The organism is Stenotrophomonas africana, assembly GCF_013004645.1.
Taxonomy (GTDB): domain Bacteria; phylum Pseudomonadota; class Gammaproteobacteria; order Xanthomonadales; family Xanthomonadaceae; genus Stenotrophomonas; species Stenotrophomonas africana.
On the sequence record NZ_JABEME010000023.1, the window covers coordinates 1 to 17,650 of the forward strand.

11 protein-coding genes are annotated in these 17,650 nt (G+C 67.9%); 9 read left to right on the plus strand and 2 right to left on the minus strand.

Annotated features, from left to right (window positions below; genetic code table 11):
- Window positions 1–310: 310 nt before the first annotated feature.
- Entirely contained in the window at window positions 311–2,359 is a 2,049-nt protein-coding gene (gene yoaA / locus HLA98_RS20570; RefSeq protein ID WP_057499826.1) for a DNA repair helicase YoaA, read from the plus strand.
- 9 nt (window positions 2,360–2,368) lie between these two features.
- Entirely contained in the window at window positions 2,369–3,082 is a 714-nt protein-coding gene (gene tsaB / locus HLA98_RS20575) for a tRNA (adenosine(37)-N6)-threonylcarbamoyltransferase complex dimerization subunit type 1 TsaB (protein ID WP_057499825.1), read from the plus strand.
- 508 nt (window positions 3,083–3,590) lie between these two features.
- Here the strand turns inward: tsaB and HLA98_RS20580 are convergent.
- On the minus strand, window positions 3,591–4,475 hold the full coding sequence (locus tag HLA98_RS20580; RefSeq protein ID WP_049445443.1) for an energy transducer TonB family protein: 885 nt from the start codon (window positions 4,473–4,475) through the stop codon (window positions 3,591–3,593).
- Window positions 4,475–5,422: a glutathione synthase gene (gene gshB / locus HLA98_RS20585; protein WP_012511876.1), complete on the minus strand. Its 948-nt coding sequence runs from the start codon at window positions 5,420–5,422 to the stop codon at window positions 4,475–4,477. The genes HLA98_RS20580 and gshB overlap by 1 nt, the downstream gene beginning before the upstream one ends.
- Window positions 5,423–5,662: 240 nt before the next feature.
- Here gshB and pilG point away from each other — a divergent pair, with 240 nt between their 5' ends.
- The 7 genes from pilG to HLA98_RS20620 all read left to right on the plus strand — a co-directional run bounded on the left by pilG (window position 5,663) and on the right by HLA98_RS20620 (window position 17,583).
- On the plus strand, window positions 5,663–6,064 hold the full coding sequence (gene pilG, locus HLA98_RS20590) for a twitching motility response regulator PilG (protein WP_005418455.1): 402 nt from the start codon (window positions 5,663–5,665) through the stop codon (window positions 6,062–6,064).
- 18 nt (window positions 6,065–6,082) lie between these two features.
- The gene (locus tag HLA98_RS20595; RefSeq protein ID WP_005410717.1) at window positions 6,083–6,445 is read left to right on the plus strand and encodes a response regulator; all 363 of its coding nucleotides are present in this window, start codon (window positions 6,083–6,085) and stop codon (window positions 6,443–6,445) included.
- Window positions 6,445–6,975, plus strand: a complete 531-nt coding sequence (locus HLA98_RS20600; protein ID WP_049445439.1) for a chemotaxis protein CheW — start codon at window positions 6,445–6,447, stop codon at window positions 6,973–6,975. The genes HLA98_RS20595 and HLA98_RS20600 overlap by 1 nt, the downstream gene beginning before the upstream one ends.
- Window positions 6,976–7,016: 41 nt before the next feature.
- A complete protein-coding gene (locus tag HLA98_RS20605; RefSeq protein ID WP_049445437.1) occupies window positions 7,017–9,053 on the plus strand; it encodes a methyl-accepting chemotaxis protein in 2,037 nt (678 codons plus the stop codon).
- 100 nt (window positions 9,054–9,153) lie between these two features.
- Complete coding sequence (locus HLA98_RS20610; RefSeq protein ID WP_057502053.1) at window positions 9,154–15,798, plus strand: Hpt domain-containing protein; 6,645 nt, start codon at window positions 9,154–9,156, stop codon at window positions 15,796–15,798.
- A complete protein-coding gene (locus HLA98_RS20615; protein WP_057502052.1) occupies window positions 15,785–17,122 on the plus strand; it encodes a chemotaxis protein CheB in 1,338 nt (445 codons plus the stop codon). The genes HLA98_RS20610 and HLA98_RS20615 overlap by 14 nt, the downstream gene beginning before the upstream one ends.
- Entirely contained in the window at window positions 17,119–17,583 is a 465-nt protein-coding gene (locus tag HLA98_RS20620) for a chemotaxis protein CheW (RefSeq protein ID WP_057502051.1), read from the plus strand. The genes HLA98_RS20615 and HLA98_RS20620 overlap by 4 nt, the downstream gene beginning before the upstream one ends.
- Window positions 17,584–17,650: the final 67 nt, after the last annotated feature.

The window sequence follows — 17,650 nt, forward strand, 5'->3', positions numbered from 1 at the left end:
CCCCTTCTTGTTTCCGTTCGACCCACCGCTTCTGAATCCAGTCGAGCAAGCGCGACGCCACGAAGCACGTCCATCCGTCACCGGGAAACTGTCGAAGGCGGGGCGGGAGGGGCAGGCAGGACCGTTGGCGCCATGGATGGCGCCATCGAGCCCCCATGGACGGGTTTACGGCGTGTCCTGCCTGCCCCTCCCGCCCCGCCAAACACGCAGCAACCCAGAGCCATGAACCACGCTGTTGCTGTTGCCTTTGCCTGCGCTCTGGCTTGAAACGGGTGCCGGGCAGCGCCCGGCCGGGTATCCTTTCCCTCTGATGTCCGACCTTGTCCATGCCAGCCGCGAAGCCCTCAGCGACGGCGGCGCGCTCGCCTCGCACCTGGATGCCTTCGTCCCGCGTCCGGCACAGCTGCACCTGACCGAAGCCATCGCCGACGCGCTGCAGCAGCGGGACCTGCTGCTGGCCGAGGCCGGTACCGGCACTGGCAAGACCTTTGCCTATCTGGTGCCGGTGCTGCTGTCCGGGCTGCGTACCATCATTTCCACCGGAACCCGCGCGCTGCAGGACCAGCTCTACCACCGCGATCTGCCGCGGGTGCGCCAGGCACTCGGTGTCGGCCTGCGCAGTGCGCTGCTGAAGGGGCGCGCGAACTACCTGTGCCGCTATCGCCTGCAGCAGGCACGGGGCGAGCCGCGTTTTTCCAGCCCCGAACAGGCCGCGCAGTTCCAGCGGATCCTGGCCTGGTCCGGTCGTTCGGAGTTCGGTGACATCGCCGAACTGGAAGGCCAGGCCGATGACTCGCCGCTGCTGCCGATGGTCACCTCCACCGTCGACAATTGCCTGGGAACCGATTGCCCGTTCTGGGACGACTGCTTCGTGGTGCGCGCGCGGCAACGCGCGCAGGCCGCTGACGTGGTGGTGGTCAACCATCACCTGCTGCTGGCCGATCTGGCACTGAAACAGGATGGCTTCGGTGAGTTGCTGCCGGGGGCGCAGGCCTTTGTCATCGACGAGGCACACCAGCTGCCCGAACTGGCCGCGCAGTTCTTCGGCGAAGGTTTTGGCATGCGTCCGTGGCAGGAACTGGGCCGCGACTGCCTGGCCGAAGCGCGCGGTGTAGGGGGCGCACAGTCGGCACTGCAGGAACCGGTTGACCAGTTGCAGCAGGCGCTGCTGGCGCTGCGTTCGGCGATGGAGGGCTTGCCGTCGCGTGGCACGCAATGGCGCGCGCTGGCAATGCCACAGGTGCGCGACGGATTCGATACCGTGATGGCGGGATTGGTGACCCTGGAGCAGGCACTGCAGCCGCTGCGCGAAGCGGCGGCGGGCCTGGATGCCTGCCATGCGCGGGCGCGCGAGGCGGTCTCGCGACTCAGCCGCTGGCTGGGCGATGATGAGCCCAGCCTCGACTTCGATACCGATCCGGCAGACACAGCCAATGCCGCTGATGTGCTCTGGTACGAGCTCACGCCACGTGGCTTCCGCTGCCAACGCACGCCGATGGATGTGTCCGGCCCGTTGCGCGAGCATCGTGAGCGCAGTCGCGCGGCATGGATCTTCACCTCGGCGACGTTGACCGTGGGCGGTGGCTTCGATCACATCGCCACCCGCCTGGGCCTGGACGACCCACATACGCTGGTCCAGCCAAGCCCGTTCAATTGGCCGGAGCAGGCATTGTGCTACCTGCCCGAAGGCCTGCCCGATCCGGCCGCGCGCGGCTTCGGCACCGCGCTGATCCAGACCCTGCGGCCCGTGTTGCAGGCTTCGCAGGGCAGGGCATTCCTGTTGTTCGCCTCGCACCGTGCATTGCGCGAGGCCGCCGAGGCACTGCGTGATGGGCCTTGGCCGTTGTTCGTGCAGGGCGAGGCACCGCGCGCGACGCTGCTGCAACGCTTCCGCGAATCGGGCAATGGCGTGCTGCTGGGCTCGGCCAGTTTCCGCGAGGGCGTGGACGTGGTGGGCGAGGCGCTGAGCGTGGTGATGATCGACAAGCTGCCGTTCGCGGCACCGGACGATCCGGTGTACGAGGCGCGGTTGGAGGCGATCCGCGGCCAGGGCGGCAATCCGTTCCGCGATGAGCAGCTGCCGCAGGCGGTGATTGCACTGAAACAGGGCGTTGGCCGCCTGATCCGCAGCGAGGGCGACCGTGGTGTGTTGGTGTTGTGCGACCCACGCCTGCTCAACCGTGGCTATGGTCGGGTCTTCCTCGATTCACTGCCGCCGTTCCGCCGAACCCGCAGCCTGGCCGATGTGCAGGCCTTCTTTACGCCACAATGGGCGCCCGTGGCCGATGATGCGACTGCCCCGGTCGCTGTTGCGACCGGCCCCGAGCCGGCGCCCGGTGCCACGTTCCCCCTGTTCTGACCCGATCCGATGAAACTGCTCGCTTTTGAAACCGCCACCGAAGCCTGTTCCGTTGCCCTGCATGTCGATGGGCAGGTGCTGGAACGCTTCGAGATCGCCCCGCGCCGGCACGCTGAACTGAGCCTGCCGTGGGCCGAGGCGCTGCTGGCCGACGCCGGCATCAGCCGTCGCCAGCTGGACGGCATCGCGCTCAGCCGCGGCCCCGGTGCGTTCACGGGCGTGCGCCTGGCGATTGCCATCGCCCAGGGCATCGCACTGGCGCTGGACCGGCCGCTGCTGCCGGTCTCGACGCTGCAGGTGTTGGCGCTGCGCGCACCGGCGGAAGAAGCGCAGATCCTGTCGGCGATCGATGCACGAATGGGCGAGCTGTATGTCGCGCGCTTTGAACGTGTGGACGGCCTGCCGGTGGCGCGTGATGCCGAACGCGTGTGCGCACCCGCTGCGGTGGCGCTGCCGGAAGGGCTGTCGGCCTACGGTGTCGGCACCGGTTTCGGTGCAGCCGATGGGGCACTGGTGACCCAGCTGGGCAACGGCCTGCGCGGATTCGACGCCACGGCATTGCCGCGTGCGTCGGACGTGCTCGCACTGGCGGTGCCGGCGTTCGCGCGCGGCGAAGCCATTGCACCGGAGAAGGTCGAGCCGGCGTACCTGCGCGACAACGTGGCACTGACCCTGGTCGAGCAGCAGGCCGCGCGCGAGGCGAAGGCGAAGGCCAACGGCTGAGCCCCTCGTGGCCGAGGATCGGTAGAGTCGACTGTTAGTCGACTGCAACAGCCGCGCTTGGCCGGGCGGGGTGGGTTCGCGGGGGACGCCGTGAACCCGTCCCTGGGGGCTTAGCCGCGCCATCCATGGCTCGGATACCCCCGCGAACCCACCCCGCCCGACCTCTGACAGTTTCCGTGTGCGTCCGCCACGGAAAATCAAAAGAAAATCAAAGTCAAAAGCGGGTCGCTTCGCTCGCATCCACGCATAGCGTGGATGTGTGTCGACCAAGGTCGACACCTACCAAAGCAATGGTGCGCCGCGATCTGTCAGAGGCGGGGCGGTGTCGGGTTGCGGGGTATCCGCGGCATGGATGCCGCGGCTAAGCCTACAGGGACGTACTTGCGGCGTCCCCGCCACCCGACACCGCCCCGCCAAGCGTCAGTACACCGGCCGCCGCTTCTGCTGTTGCTTTGGCTGTGGCCGTCGCCTCTGCGGGTCCCGGGCCGCAGGCCCGGGCAACAAACCCCTACCGGTCGTCGTGCAGGGTGCCGCCCGGCAGGAACACCCACGTGCGGGTGACCTGCAGGATGTCGATCTCATCTTCGGTCTTCGGCAACGGCGGGAACGGCTGCGCCAGCTTCACCACCCGCAGGGCCGCCTCATCCAGCAGCGGCGTTCCGCTCGAACGCAGGATCCGGCTGCTCTCCACGCTGCCATCGCGGCGCACGCCCACGCTGATCACCACCTGGCCGCCAAGGCGGCGCTGCCGCGCCTCGTCCGGGTAATTCAGGTTGCCAACGCGCTCGGCGCGGTCGACCCAGGCACGCAGGTAATTGGCATAGGCATATTCACGCGTGCTGGCCGACACGAACTTGCGGTTCGGGCGCTTGGCGTACTGCGCCGAGCGCAGATGCACTTCAGCGGCCAGTCGGGCCATTTCCACATCGCGCTGCTCGCGTGCGCTCAGCGGTGCGTCCGGTTCGGGCTGATCCGGTGTGGGGCGGGACTGCGCCTGCGCCACCACCTCTTGGCCATTGCGGCTGCTGACCACCCGTGCCTGCGGCGGCGGAACCGGTGCGGCCGATTGCTGCTGCTGCGGCACCGGGCTCAGCCCGGACTGGGCCTGCGGCACGATACCGGCCTGGTTGTCGCGCGGACGCTGTGCGCGGTCGTGCTCGCCACCGCCTTCCTGGTTGGCTGCGGCCAGGAAATCAGCCTGCTTCGGCGTCAGCGCGGTGCGGGTCTGGCTGAAGATCACTTCCAGCGTCGGCACCAGCGGGGCATCGCCCTTCACGGCGAAGCCCACGCCCAGGATCAGCAGGGCGTGGACCAGCACAGACAGCGCGATGGTCGCCCCCAGCCGTTGCGCTTCGCGCGGTGGCGGGGGCAGGACGGCAGGTGCGGACGGCATCAGCGCAGGCCGGCCTCGAGCGCGTCGAACAGCGTGCCGGCAATGTTCAGTCCGTACTGTGCGTCCAGTTCGCGCACGCAGGTCGGACTGGTCACGTTGACCTCGGTCAGATAATCCCCGATCACGTCCAGGCCGACGAAGCGCATGCCACGACGCTTCATCTCCGGGCCCACCTGGGCGGCGATCCAGCGGTCGCGCTCGCTCAGCGGGCGGCCTTCGCCGCGGCCGCCGGCGGCAAGGTTGCCGCGGAACTCATCGCCCTGCGGGATGCGTGCCAGGCAGTAGTCGACCGGTTCGCCATCGACCAGCAGGATGCGCTTGTCGCCGGCGGTGATGTCGGGAATGAACTTCTGCGCCAGCGCCATGCGGTGGCCGCCGTCGGTCAGCGTTTCCAGAATCACGTTCAGGTTCGGGTCGCCCTGGCCGCTGCGGAAGATGGAGCGGCCGCCCATGCCATCCAGCGGCTTCAGTACGGCCTGGCCGTGCTCCAGCGCAAAGGCCTTCAAGGCCTTGGCGTCGCGGCTGACCAGAGTCGGCGGGCAGCACTGCGGGAACAGCAGCGCGGCCAGCTTCTCGTTGTAGTCGCGCAGGCCCTGCGGGTTGTTGACCACGCAGGCGCCGGCCGCTGCGGCCACGTCCAGCACCTGGGTGTCGTAGATGTATTCGGCGTCGACCGGCGGGTCCTTGCGCATCAGCACGATCTGGCCGGGGCCGAACTCGGTGCGGCTGAATGCGCCCAGCTCATACCAGCCGGCCGGGTCGTCGCGCACCTGCAGCGGCGCGGTCTGGGCCACCGCTACGCCACCCTCCAGGGCCAGGCCACCCGGGCGCACATAGTGCAGGGCATGGCCGCGGCGCTGGGCTTCCAGCAGCATGGCGAAGGTGGTGTCCTTGGCGATCTTGATGTGGGCGATGGGATCCATCACCACGATGACGTTCAACGGCATGGGCGCACCTGTCAGGCAAGGCGTTGATGGTAGCGGCAACGCCGGTCGCGCGCCTCCCCGCCGTACTGCAACGCAGCGTCCGCCCGGCGGTCGCGCACTCATTGCGAAACCCGTCACGTTCAGGAGGGTGCCACGCCCCGCGCCGTGGGGCGGCCTTGAAGCGGGCGCAGTAAGTGCGATATAGATACGCTTTCGTAGCGGCCCCCGCCAGAGATCGGGCCGTGCGCTTGGGGATAGGCAATGACTGAAAACACGACTGCGGGCGGGGAACTCGCAGGACTCCGGGTGATGGTCATCGATGATTCGAAGACCATCCGCAGGACTGCGGAAACGCTGCTCAAGCGCGAAGGCTGCGAGGTGGTCACCGCCACCGACGGCTTTGAAGCGCTTGCGAAGATCGCAGACCAGCAACCGCAGATCATCTTCGTCGACATCATGATGCCGCGCCTGGACGGGTACCAGACCTGTGCGCTGATCAAGGGCAACCAGCTGTTCAAGGCGACCCCGGTCATCATGCTCTCGTCCAAGGATGGCCTGTTCGACAAGGCGCGGGGACGCATCGTCGGCTCGGAGCAATACCTGACGAAGCCTTTCACGCGTGAAGAACTGCTGGGTGCCATCCGCACATACGTCAACGCCTGACCAGGGGGGAAAGGCACAATGGCTCGTATCGTTCTGATCGAGGATTCACCGACCGACCGCGCGGTGTTCACCCAGTGGCTGCGCCGTGCCGGCCACGAGGTGCTGGAAGCGGACAACGCCGAGGATGGACTGCAGCTGGTCCGCGACCAGGTGCCGCAGCTGGTGCTGATGGACGTGGTCCTGCCCGGCATGAGCGGCTTTCAGGCCACCCGCGCGATGGCCCGTGATGCGGCGATCAAGCACATCCCGGTGATCATCGTCAGCACCAAGGCGATGGAAACCGACAAGGCATGGGGCCTGCGCCAGGGCGCGGCCGATTACATCGTCAAGCCGCCGCGCGAGGATGAACTGATCGCGCGGATCAACGAACTGGTGGCCTGATGCGCTCGCCCTTCGACATTCTCGAAGCCTACGAACGGCGCAGCCTGGCTCATGCGGTGCAGCTGCCCGAGCGGCAGTTCGCCCAGGACCTCTGGCGTGGCGTGGGTTATCGCGTCGGCCAGCGCCGGCTCGTGTCCGATTTCCGCGAAGTGGTGGAAATCGTGCCGATGCCGCCGGTGACGCCGGTGCCGTGCGCGCAGCCGTGGTTGCTGGGCGTGGGCAACCTGCGCGGCAACCTGTTCCCGGTGGTCGACCTGAAGTACTTCCTGGAGGGCACGCGTACCGTGCAGCAGGAAGGCCAGCGGGTGCTGATCATGCGCCAGGCCGGTGGCGACGTGGCACTGACCATCGATGAACTGTTCGGCCAGCGCAGCTTCGAGCTGGCCCAGCAGATCGATGCTGGTGCGCTGGCCGATGGGCGTTATGCCCACTTCGTCGACCGCGCCTTCCACGCCGACGGCCAGGACTGGGGCGTGTTCTCGCTCTCGCTGCTGTCGCGCACCCCTGAATTCCGGCAAGCCGCGGCCTGAGGCCGGGCGCTGCCCCCTGCATTGAAGAACGAGGTTGAACGATGAGTACTGCTTCGGACGCCACCAAGACCGGCAAGCTGCGGCTGGGCGGCAGCAACCTCTGGCTGTTCCTGCTGCTGGCATCGATGATCCTGTTCGGCGTCAACACCGGTGTCGCCACCTGGCAGGGCAGTCGCCTGGCCGATGCCGGTTCCAAGGCAGCCGACCTGCAGGTGCTGTCACAGCAGCTGGCCAACCAGGGCCGTGACGCGGTGGGCGGCAACGCGCAGGCGTTCACCGCCTTCAAGGCCACCCGCAACGCGATCGAACAGAATGTGTCGACGCTGCAGGGGCGCTACGGCAAGGAGCCTGGGGTCTCCGGCGCGATCGCCACGCTGGGTGAAACCTGGGCGCCGCTGGGCAAGCAGGCCGGCCAGCTGGTCGCCAGTGAGCCGGCGGTGCTGGCCCTGGCTGGCAACGCCAACAACTTCAGCGGTGCAGTACCGGGCCTGCAGGCACAGCTGAACGAGCTGGTGCGTGCGATGTCCGCCTCCGGTGCGCCGTCGGCGCAGGTGTACAGCGCGCTGCAGCAGGTGGTGGTGGCCGGCTCGATGGCCCGCCGCGTGACCGAAATGCGTGCCGGTGGCAGCGGTGCTGCTACAGCCGGCGATGCGCTGGCCCGCGACATCACCGTGTTCTCGCAGGTGCTCGACGGCCTGCGCAACGGCAACGAGGAACTGGGTATCACTGCCGTGCGCGGTGCTGCCGCCGTGGCCGCGCTGGAGCAGTCGCAGCAGAAGTGGGAAGCGATGAAGCAGGACGCCGACGCGATCCTGGCCAGCTCGCGCCAGCTGTTCGCCGCGCAGTCCGCAGCCACCGCGCTGGGCCAGGGCTCGGCGCACATGCTGGACGACAGCCGCAAGCTGTTCGACGCGTTCTCCTCGTTCGGCTCGGTGTCCGATACCCGCCTGTTCCCGAACTTCTGGATCGGCGTGGTGTCCGGCGCACTGTCGCTGATCGCGATCATCGGCTTCGTCTCCACCAACGTGCGCAGCCGCTCGCGCGAGCAGGAACTGCGCTACCAGACCCAGGTGGAGTTCAACAGCCGAAACCAGCAGGCGATCATGCGGCTGCTGGACGAAATTTCCTCGCTGGGTGAGGGCGACCTGACGGTGAAGGCCTCGGTGACCGAGGACATGACCGGCGCCATCGCCGACGCGATCAACTACGCCGTCGACGAGCTGCGACACCTGGTGACCACCATCAACGACACCTCGGCCAAGGTCGCGCTGTCCACCCAGGAAACCCAGGCCACCGCCATGCAGCTGGCGGAAGCGGCGGGCCACCAGGCCAACCAGATCACCTCGGCCTCGGACCGCATCGGCGAGATCGCGGCGAGCATCGAACAGGTGTCGCGCAACTCGGCCGAGTCGGCCGACGTGGCACAACGCTCGGTGGTGATCGCCGCCGAAGGTGCCGGCGTGGTGCGCGAGACCATCCAGGGCATGGACCAGATCCGTGACCAGATCCAGGAGACCTCCAAGCGCATCAAGCGCCTGGGCGAATCGTCGCAGGAAATCGGCTCGATCGTGGAACTGATCAACGACATTTCCGAGCAGACCAACATCCTGGCGTTGAACGCAGCGGTGCAGGCCGCGTCGGCGGGTGAAGCGGGCCGCGGTTTCGCGGTCGTGGCCGACGAAGTGCAGCGCCTGGCAGAACGCACCTCGGGTGCGACCCGACGCATCGAAAACCTGGTCCAGGCCATTCAGGCCGACACCAACGAAGCGGTCACCTCGATGGAGCAGACCACAGCCGAAGTGGTGTCCGGTGCACGCCTGGCCGAGGATGCCGGCACCGCGCTGACCGAAATCGAGCGCGTGTCCAATGCATTGAACACCCTCATCAAGAACATCTCCATCGCCGCCCAGCAGCAGTCGGCTGCGGCCTCGGACATCACCCGCACCATGGGCGTGATCCGGCAGATCACCGGCCAGACCTCGCAGGGTGCCGGGCAGACCGCCGAATCGATTGGCCACCTCGCGCAGCTGGCGGCGGACCTGCGTCGTTCGGTCGCCGACTTCAAGCTGCCGGCGTGACGCGGGCAGGGCGGCGAGCAAGGAACCAGTCGATGAAGCATTTCCATTCCCCACGCCAGAACTCGCGCGGCTTCCGCGCGGCGGCGAACGGAGCGCGTCCATGAGCAGTCTGCGCGATGCGATGAGCCACGCAGCGCTGGGCTGGGTCAAGCCCGAGCTGGACGAGACCCTGCGCCAGGTGCGCAACGAGGTCGAGTACTACGCGGAAGACCCGACCGATGCCAGCCGCATGCGCATCTGCGCTGGCTACCTGCACCAGGTGCAGGGCACCCTGCGCATGGTCGAGTTGTACGCCCCGGCGATGGTGGCCGAGGAGCTTGAACAGCTGGCCAATGCCATCGGCGCCGGTGGTGTGGCAGATCGGGATGAAGCCTGCGCGACCCTGATGCGTGGCAGCGTGCTGCTGCCCGACTACCTGGAGCGCCTGCAGAACGGGCATCGCGATATTCCGATCGTGCTGATGCCGCTGCTCAACGAAATCCGTGCCGCGCGTGGCGAAGAAGGGGTGCATGACAGCGTGCTGCTGGCATTCGCGCCGGACAGCGTCACCGCCACCGAGGCCGAACTGGACCATGCCCGCGGCAGCCTGAGCGGGCGCAACCGCGAACTGCTCGACACCGTCGGCAGTGCGGTGAAGGAAGAACTGCTGCGCATCAAGGATGCGCTGGACCTGCACCTGCGCACCGGCGGTGCGCCGGAGCAGCTGCAGACCCAGGCCAACGAACTCGGGGCGGTGGCCGATACGCTGGGCATGATGGGCCTGGGCGTTGCCCGCGGCGTGGTGGTGCAGCAGCGTGACGCATTGCGTGGCGTGGTCGAAGGGCGCCAGCAGATCGACGAGAACCTGCTGCTGGATATCGCCGGTGCGCTGCTCTACGTGGATGCCTCGCTGGACGACCAGGTCGCCCATCTGGGCGCCGGCGGCAGTGGCGAGGACGATCCGAGCGCGGTGGAGAACCGGCGCACGGTAGAGGTGCTGGCGCATGAGGCCATCGCCAACTTCGCCGCCGCCCGCGAGCACTTCGTTGCTTTCATTGAAACCAGCTGGAACCATGCCGAGCTGCAGGACGTGCCGCGCCTGCTGGGTGATGTCTCCGGCGCGCTGCGCATGCTGGATCTGGGCACGGCGGCCGATTACCTGCGCGGTGTGCAGCAGTACATCGAAGCCGAGCTGATCGGTCGCCAGCGCGTGCCCAGTGGCCGTCAGCTGGACACCCTGGCCGACGCCATGGCCAGCCTGGAGTACTACCTCGAAGCCCTGCGCGACCGCCGTCCGGGCCGCGAGGACATTCTCGACATCACCCGCAGCAGCCTTGAAGCGCTGCGCTATTGGCCGTTGCCGGACCGCAATGCGGTGGCACCGGTTGCCGCTGCGCCGATTCCGTTTGCATCGCTGCTGGTGGATCGCGAGCCGGTCGCGCTGCAGGCCGAGTCGCTGCAGCCGGAGCGCATCGAGATTGCTGTACAGCCGGCCGCGCCCGCCGCTGGCACTGTGCCGGCGCCACTGCCGGACTTTACCTTTGATCCGCCACCGGCCACGCCTGCACCGGAGGTGGTGGACAACACCCTGATGTTCGGTGCGCTGGGAACCGTTGCATCCGCATCGCTGTCGCTGCATGACGACGCAGATGCACCGCTGGTGTTCGCGGCTTCGAGCGCGCCTGCGCCCGAGGTTCCGCAATGGGATCTCGCACCGTTCCATCCGGAGGCCGATCCGGCCGCGAGTGCCGACGACGAGCGCAGCCCGACCTTTGCCAGCTTCGATCCGGTCAGTTTCGAACAGGCCGAAACCAGAGTGGAACCGGCACCGCAGTGGACGCTTTCGGAGGCAACGCCGCCGGCAGTGGCCGATGTGGCCGTGATGGATATCGAGGACAACGTCGACGCGTCGGTGCCCTTCGACACCGCTGTCTTTGCCGCGCCGGTGTTCGATCCGGTGGCCGCTGAGCACGAGGCTGCTGCCGCCGGTGACGACGTGGTGTTCCACTTCGATGCCGACGCGCTGGACAACGCTGACGATGTGCTGTCGCTGCATGCGATGGAGACGCTGTCGCTGGACGACGATGCCGCGCTGCATCCGTCGCTGGAGATCGCCGATGCCGGTGTGCCAACGATGGAGGACGAAAATCCTGTTGCCGTCGAAACGGGTGCCGCTGCTGCGGATGCACCGATTGACGCGCCGGCATCTGGTGTCGACGCGCCTTCGCCTGTGGCGGAGGCGCCTGCGGTGTCGGTGATCGACATCGACACCATCGCGCCGATCGATTTCAGCGAAGCCGACGCACAATTCTTCGCCGAGCTGAGCGCGGCCGCTGCGGACTTCAATCCGCAGGCAACGGCCGCGCCCACCGTGGCCGAAGCGCCAGTCACGGCGGATGCCGAGGCGGGCTTCGAAGCGGGCTTCGATGATGACGCGGAGAACATCGACGAGGACATCCGTGAGGTGTTCCTGGAAGAGTTCGATGACGAACTGGCCAATCTCGGCAGCTTGCTGCCGGCATGGCGCATGCAGCCGGACAACATGGACCGGCTGCGGCCGATCCGCCGCATCTTCCACACCCTCAAGGGCAGTGGCCGCCTGGTCGGTGCCCGCACCCTGGGTGAGTTCGCGTGGAAGATCGAGGGCATGCTCAACCGCGTGCTGGACGGCAGCCGTCCGGCCTCGCCGGCTGTGCTGGCCATGGTCGACAACGCGCACGCCGCGCTGCCGCAGCTGAACGCCGCGCTGCGCCACGGCCAGCGCATCAGCGTGGACCTGCAGGCGATGCAGGCCATCGCCGACCGTGTCGGCGCCGGTGAGGAAACCTATTACGTGCCGCTGCCGGTAGCGGCCGCGCCTGTGGCACCGGTGGCCGAGGCCGAGACCGAAGGCGAGGACGAGATCAGCCGCATCCTGGCGGCCGAAGCCATCGCGTCGGTGCAGGACGAAGCCGAGCCGGTGCCGGATGCCGTGGGCACGCCAGCCAACATCGACAGCGTGCTGCGCGAGATCCTCGAAGCCGAAGTGGAAGTCCACCAGGCCACCCTGCAGGACTGGCTGCGTTCGGCGCAGCAGGCGCCGCAGCCGGTCAGCGACGCGCTGCTGCGCGCGGTGCACACCATGAACGGCGCTTTCGCGATGACCGAAGTGCCGGAAATCACCGCCGTCACCGGTGGCGCCGAGTCCTACATCAAGCGCGCGCTCGCCGCCGACGTGGTGCCTGGCGACGAAGGCGTAGCCGCGCTGGATGCGACCGCACAGGCGATCACTGCGACCATGGAAGCGCTGCAGGCCGAGCAGCCGCGGATTGCGCCGCAGGGCGCGCTGGTGCAGCGCCTGCAGGCGTTGGCCGGCGAGTTGCCGGAAGCGCGCTGGCCGATGGCCGGGCTGGAGGACGAGGACGACGATCTGGCGTTGGAGGCCGACCTGGAGTTCGATGCCGTTGTCGAGACGCCGGATGCCGCCGCGTTCGAGGCAACCGAGTCCGGGATCGTGCCTGCCGAGCCGGTGCTGGAACCGATTGCAGCCGGCGCGCAGGCGCCGGAAGCCACGGACGTGATCGATGCAGGTCTGGAGGTCGGTGAACTGACCAGCGGCGATGATCTGTCGCGGTACTTCGATGCCGGATGGCCGTCGGTGCCGGGAGAGGGCGAAGCCGCCACCGTGGATATCGGATCGATTGAATCGATCCAGCCGGTTGAAAGTGAGTCGGTTGCTGCGCCGGCCGAGGCGGAGGCTGCACCGGCGCCGGCCGCTGAAGCCGATCTGACTGCCGCAGACGACCTGTCGCCGTACCTCGACGCCAGCGCGCTGCCGATCGATGACCGCGACGCGGACGAACTGCCTGCGTCTGCGGAAATTGACGCGATCGACCTGAATACGCTGCAGCCCTCCGATCTGGAGGAAGCCGACGGCAACGCCTTTGACGACGCTGCTGCACTGCCACTCGACAGCGAGCTGTCGAGCCTGCAGGATGAAATGGCTGCGCCGGGTTTTGCAGAACCGGTCACGCTGGCAGCCGCGCTCGAGGCCGGCCTGCACGTGATCGACGAAGAGCAGACCCTGGACGACGACGGGCAATGGCCCGTGCTCGGCCTCCAGGCCAGCGAACTCGCGCCGGGCGAGGCGGAAGCCTTTGCCGAGGATGCGGACGTCGGCGGGGAGGCGGCGGTCGGTGAAGGAGAGAGCGCCGATCAGCCGTCCCCGGCGACGGTGAATGAGGAGGTCGCTGCCAAAGCACCGCAGGCCTCCGAAGAGCCGGTGCGCTTCTTCGAACTCGAAGAAGCACCGGGTCAGGGCACGGTCCATGACGATGCCGAACCTGTCCAGCCGGAAGTCGCAGTCGTTGCAGTCAATGCGCCGGCCCACGATGAAGCCTCCCCTCTGGAAGACAACGCGGATGGCATCGATGCGCTCGACTTCAGCGTGTATGACCGCGAGCTGGTCGACATCTTCGTCGAGGAAGGCAAGGACCTGCTCGACCACTGCGACGGTCTGATCAGCGAGCTGCGTGATGCGCCGCAGGACCGCGAGGTGCTGGCCGGCCTGCAGCGTGACCTGCATACCCTGAAGGGTGGTGCACGCATGGCCGGCATCAACGCCATCGGCGATCTCGGCCACAGCATCGAATCGCTGCTGGAAGCCGTCGCCGCCGGCCGCACCGAGATCGAGCGCCGCGATGTGCAGCTGCTGGAGCGTGGCTTCGATCGCCTGCACCAGCTGCTGACCCGCACCGGTGATCATCGCGTGGTGGAACCGGCGCAGGACCTGGTCGACGCGTTCGAAGTGCGTACCACCACCGATATCGCTGCGGCAGCGGCGGCCAATGTGGCGAGCGTCGCAGAAACCGCCGCGGCAGCGGTCGCCAGCCCGGCTCCAGCACTGATCGATGCGCCGTTGTCGGCACCGCTGCCGGCAGAAGGTGCGGTCGATGACGATCCGCTGGCGCGTCCGCAGCAGGAGCAGGTGCGCGTGCGCGCCGACCTGCTCGACCGCCTGGTCAACCATGCCGGTGAAGTGGCGATCTACCGCTCGCGGCTTGAACAGCAGCTCGGTGCCTTCCGTGGCGCCATGGGCGAACTGGAGCGCACCAATGCGCGTCTGCGTGACCAGCTGCGCCGCCTCGACCTGGAAACCGAGGCACAGATCGTCGCGCGCTACCAGCGCGAACAGGACCAGGCCGACCAGAAGTTCGATCCACTGGAACTGGACCGCTTCTCCACCCTGCAGCAGCTCAGCCGTGCGCTGAACGAATCGGCGGCCGACCTGGGTGGCCTGCAGGGCGTGCTCGACGATCTTTCGCGCCAGTACGATTCGCTGCTGCAGCAGCAGTCGCGGGTCAGTTCGGAACTGCAGGATGGGCTGATGCGCGCGCGCATGGTGCCGTTCGATGGTCTGGTGCCGCGCCTGCGTCGCGTGGTCCGCCAGTCGGGCATGGATACCGGCAAGCAGGTCCACCTCACCCTGGAAGGTACCCACGGCGAACTGGACCGCAACGTCCTCGACCGCATGGTCGCGCCGCTGGAACACATGCTGCGCAACTCCGTGGCCCATGGCCTGGAGGCACCGGAACAGCGTCGTGCCGCCGGCAAGCCGGATGAAGGCGAGATTGCCATCCGCCTGCACCGCGAGGGCTCGGAAATCGTGCTGGAAGTGGCCGATGACGGTGCCGGTCTGGACCGCGAGGCGATCCGTCGCCGTGCCATCGACCGTGGCCTGCTGGCTGCCGATGCGCAGCCGAGCGAGCAGGAGCTGGACAACCTGATCTTCGCCTCAGGCTTCACCACCGCCGACCAGGTCAGCCAGCTGGCAGGCCGTGGCGTGGGCATGGACGTGGTGCGCAACGAAGTGCGCCAGCTGGGTGGTTCGGTCGACATCCAGTCGGTGCGTGGCCAGGGCGTGCGCTTCACCCTGCGCCTGCCGCAGACGCTGGCGGTCACCCAGGCGGTGTTCGTGCAGATCGGCGAGACCACCTTTGCGGTGCCGGTCGCCTCGGTCAGTGGTATCGGCCGCCTGTCGCGCGAGCGCTTCGAAGCCGCCGACAGCAGCTACCGCTACAGCGGCGAGGACTATCCGCTGTACGACCTCGGCAGCCTGGTCGGGCAGGCCCCGGCCCGTGCCGATGGCCAGGACCAGGTGCCGCTGCTGCTGGTCCGCGCCGGTGACCTGCGGGCCGCCGTGGCGATCGACCAGGTGCTGGGCAACCGCGAAATCGTGGTCAAGCCGGTCGGCCTGCAGATCGCTTCGGTGCCGGGCATCTATGGCGCAACCATCACCGGCGATGGCCGCGTGGTGGTGATCCTGGACGTGGCGCCGCTGGTGCGCCGCTTCCTCGCCAACCCGACGCTGCCGGTACTGGCCAACGCACCGCGCCAGGAGCGCCAGGTGCCGCTGGTGATGGTGGTCGACGACTCGCTCACCATGCGCAAGGTCACCGGCCGCATCCTCGAGCGCCACAACTTCGAGGTCAGCGTCGCCCGCGATGGCGTGGAAGCGCTGGAACGCCTGGAAGAGCGCGTGCCGGACCTGATGCTGCTGGATATCGAGATGCCGCGCATGGATGGCTACGAGCTGGCCACTGCGATGCGTGCCGACCCGCGGTACAAGGATGTGCCGATCGTGATGATCACCTCGCGCAGCGGCGACAAGCACCGCCAGCGCGCCTTCGAGATTGGTGTCCAGCGCTACCTGGGCAAGCCGTACCAGGAACTGGACCTGATGCGTAACGTGTACGACCTGCTGGGGATCGCCCGTGTCCGTGAGTGAAACCCAGATGGCTCCGGCCGTTGCCCTGCTGGCCCGCCCCGGCGCGGCGCGTGAGCGCCTGCGCGAGGCGCTGTCGCATGCGGATGTGCAGCTGGTGCTGGAAGACGACCCGAACAGCCTGGAGCCGCAGCTGCTGCAGGAGGCGCGCCCGCAGATCGTGGTGATCGCCCTGGAGGCGGCTATCGAGGATGCACTTGAGCGCCTGGAAAGCGTACTGTCCGCACCAGGCCTGACCCTGGTGTTCGACGAGGCTGAACTGGCCGCGCGCCGTGATGGTTGGGAGGCCCAGCGCTGGGGCCGCCACCTGGCTGCCAAGCTGCACGGACACCAGCAGGTGTTGCCGCCGGGTGCCGAGGATGAACCCAGCCTGCAGCTGGAGCCTGGCCATCCGGCACCGGCACCGGCGCCACAGGAAGAAGCGCTGCAGCCGCACCTGGACCAGGCGTTGAGCTGGGCCGACGAGGTCCCCGCTGACAGCCTGTACTCGCCGCCTGCGCATCTGCACGAACCGATTGCACTGGAACAGGCACTGGCGGCGTTGCAGCCGGTCGTGCCCGAGCCACTGGATCTGCCTTCTCCGCCGCAAGCGCTGGCCGAACCGGCGGCGCCTTCGGTACCGCCGATCTCCTTCGATCACACCGCCTGGTCGCTGGTCGAGGAATCGATCGAAGCGCCGGTACCGGCAGAAGTGGCAGCACCGGTCGCCGCGCCGCAGCCCTCCTTCGATACCGATCATTTGAGCCTGGTCGATCTGGATGCTGCTGCTCCGGTGGGCGCGCGCGCCGGATCGCTGCTGGTGCTGGCCGGTATCGGTGGCCCGGATGCGCTGCGCCGCCTGCTCGGCGCGCTGCCGTCTTCGTTGAGCGTGCCGGTGCTGGTGCACATGCGCCTGGACGGCGGTCGCTACGGCAACCTGGTCAAGCAGATGGCACGTGTCTCACCATTGCCGGTCCAGCTGGCCGAGGCCGGTCAGCGCGCCATCCCGGGCGAGGTGCATGTGCTGGCCGATGACATCGGCGTACGTGCGGCGCCCGACGGCCTGCATTTCCTCAGCGACGCCAACGGCATCGCCATCGCCGGGCTGCCGGCAGAACATACCGCGCTGGTGCTCCTCAGCGGTGCCGATCTGGCCCATGTCGGACCGGCGCTGGACCTGGCGGCCGCCGGTGCCTGGGTGGCCGGGCAGGTGGGTGAGGGCTGCTATGACCCGGCGGCGGCCACTGCCGTGGTTGCTGCCGGCATGGTGGCCGGTGAACCGCAGGAGCTGGCGCAGGCCATCGCCGCGCGCTGGGGTGAGCAGGACGATAACGGAGAAGCACCATGAGCTACGCCAGCAATGATGAAATCCGCGGCGTCCTGATCCAGGCCGGCAATGAGCGTGTGCTGCTGCCCAATGCCACGGTGGCCGAAATGATGTCGCGCGTGCCGGTGCAGCCGGTCTCCGATGCCCCGCACTGGCTGGTTGGCGAAATCGGCTGGCATGGCTGGCAGGTGCCGCTGGTATCGTTCGCACGCCTTTCGGGACTGGGCGAGGAGGCGGTGGCCGGCCACAACAAGGTGGTGGTGCTGAAGGCCCTGAGCGGCAACGCGCAGCGCCCCTACTATGCACTGCTGACGCAGAATTTCCCGCAGCTGATCTCGGTGCCGCGCGATGGCCTGCTGGCCGACGCTTCGGAGGAAACCCTGCCGCAGATCGTGCACATGCGCGTGCTGCTGGGTGAGCAGAGCGCGTTGCTGCCGAACCTGGACGCACTGGAAGCCGCACTGGATTCGCTGGCGGCCTGATCGGCAATCCGCCGGTCGGATTCCCGGTAGTGCCGGCCGCTGGCCGGCAACCTCATGATCCCGTAGA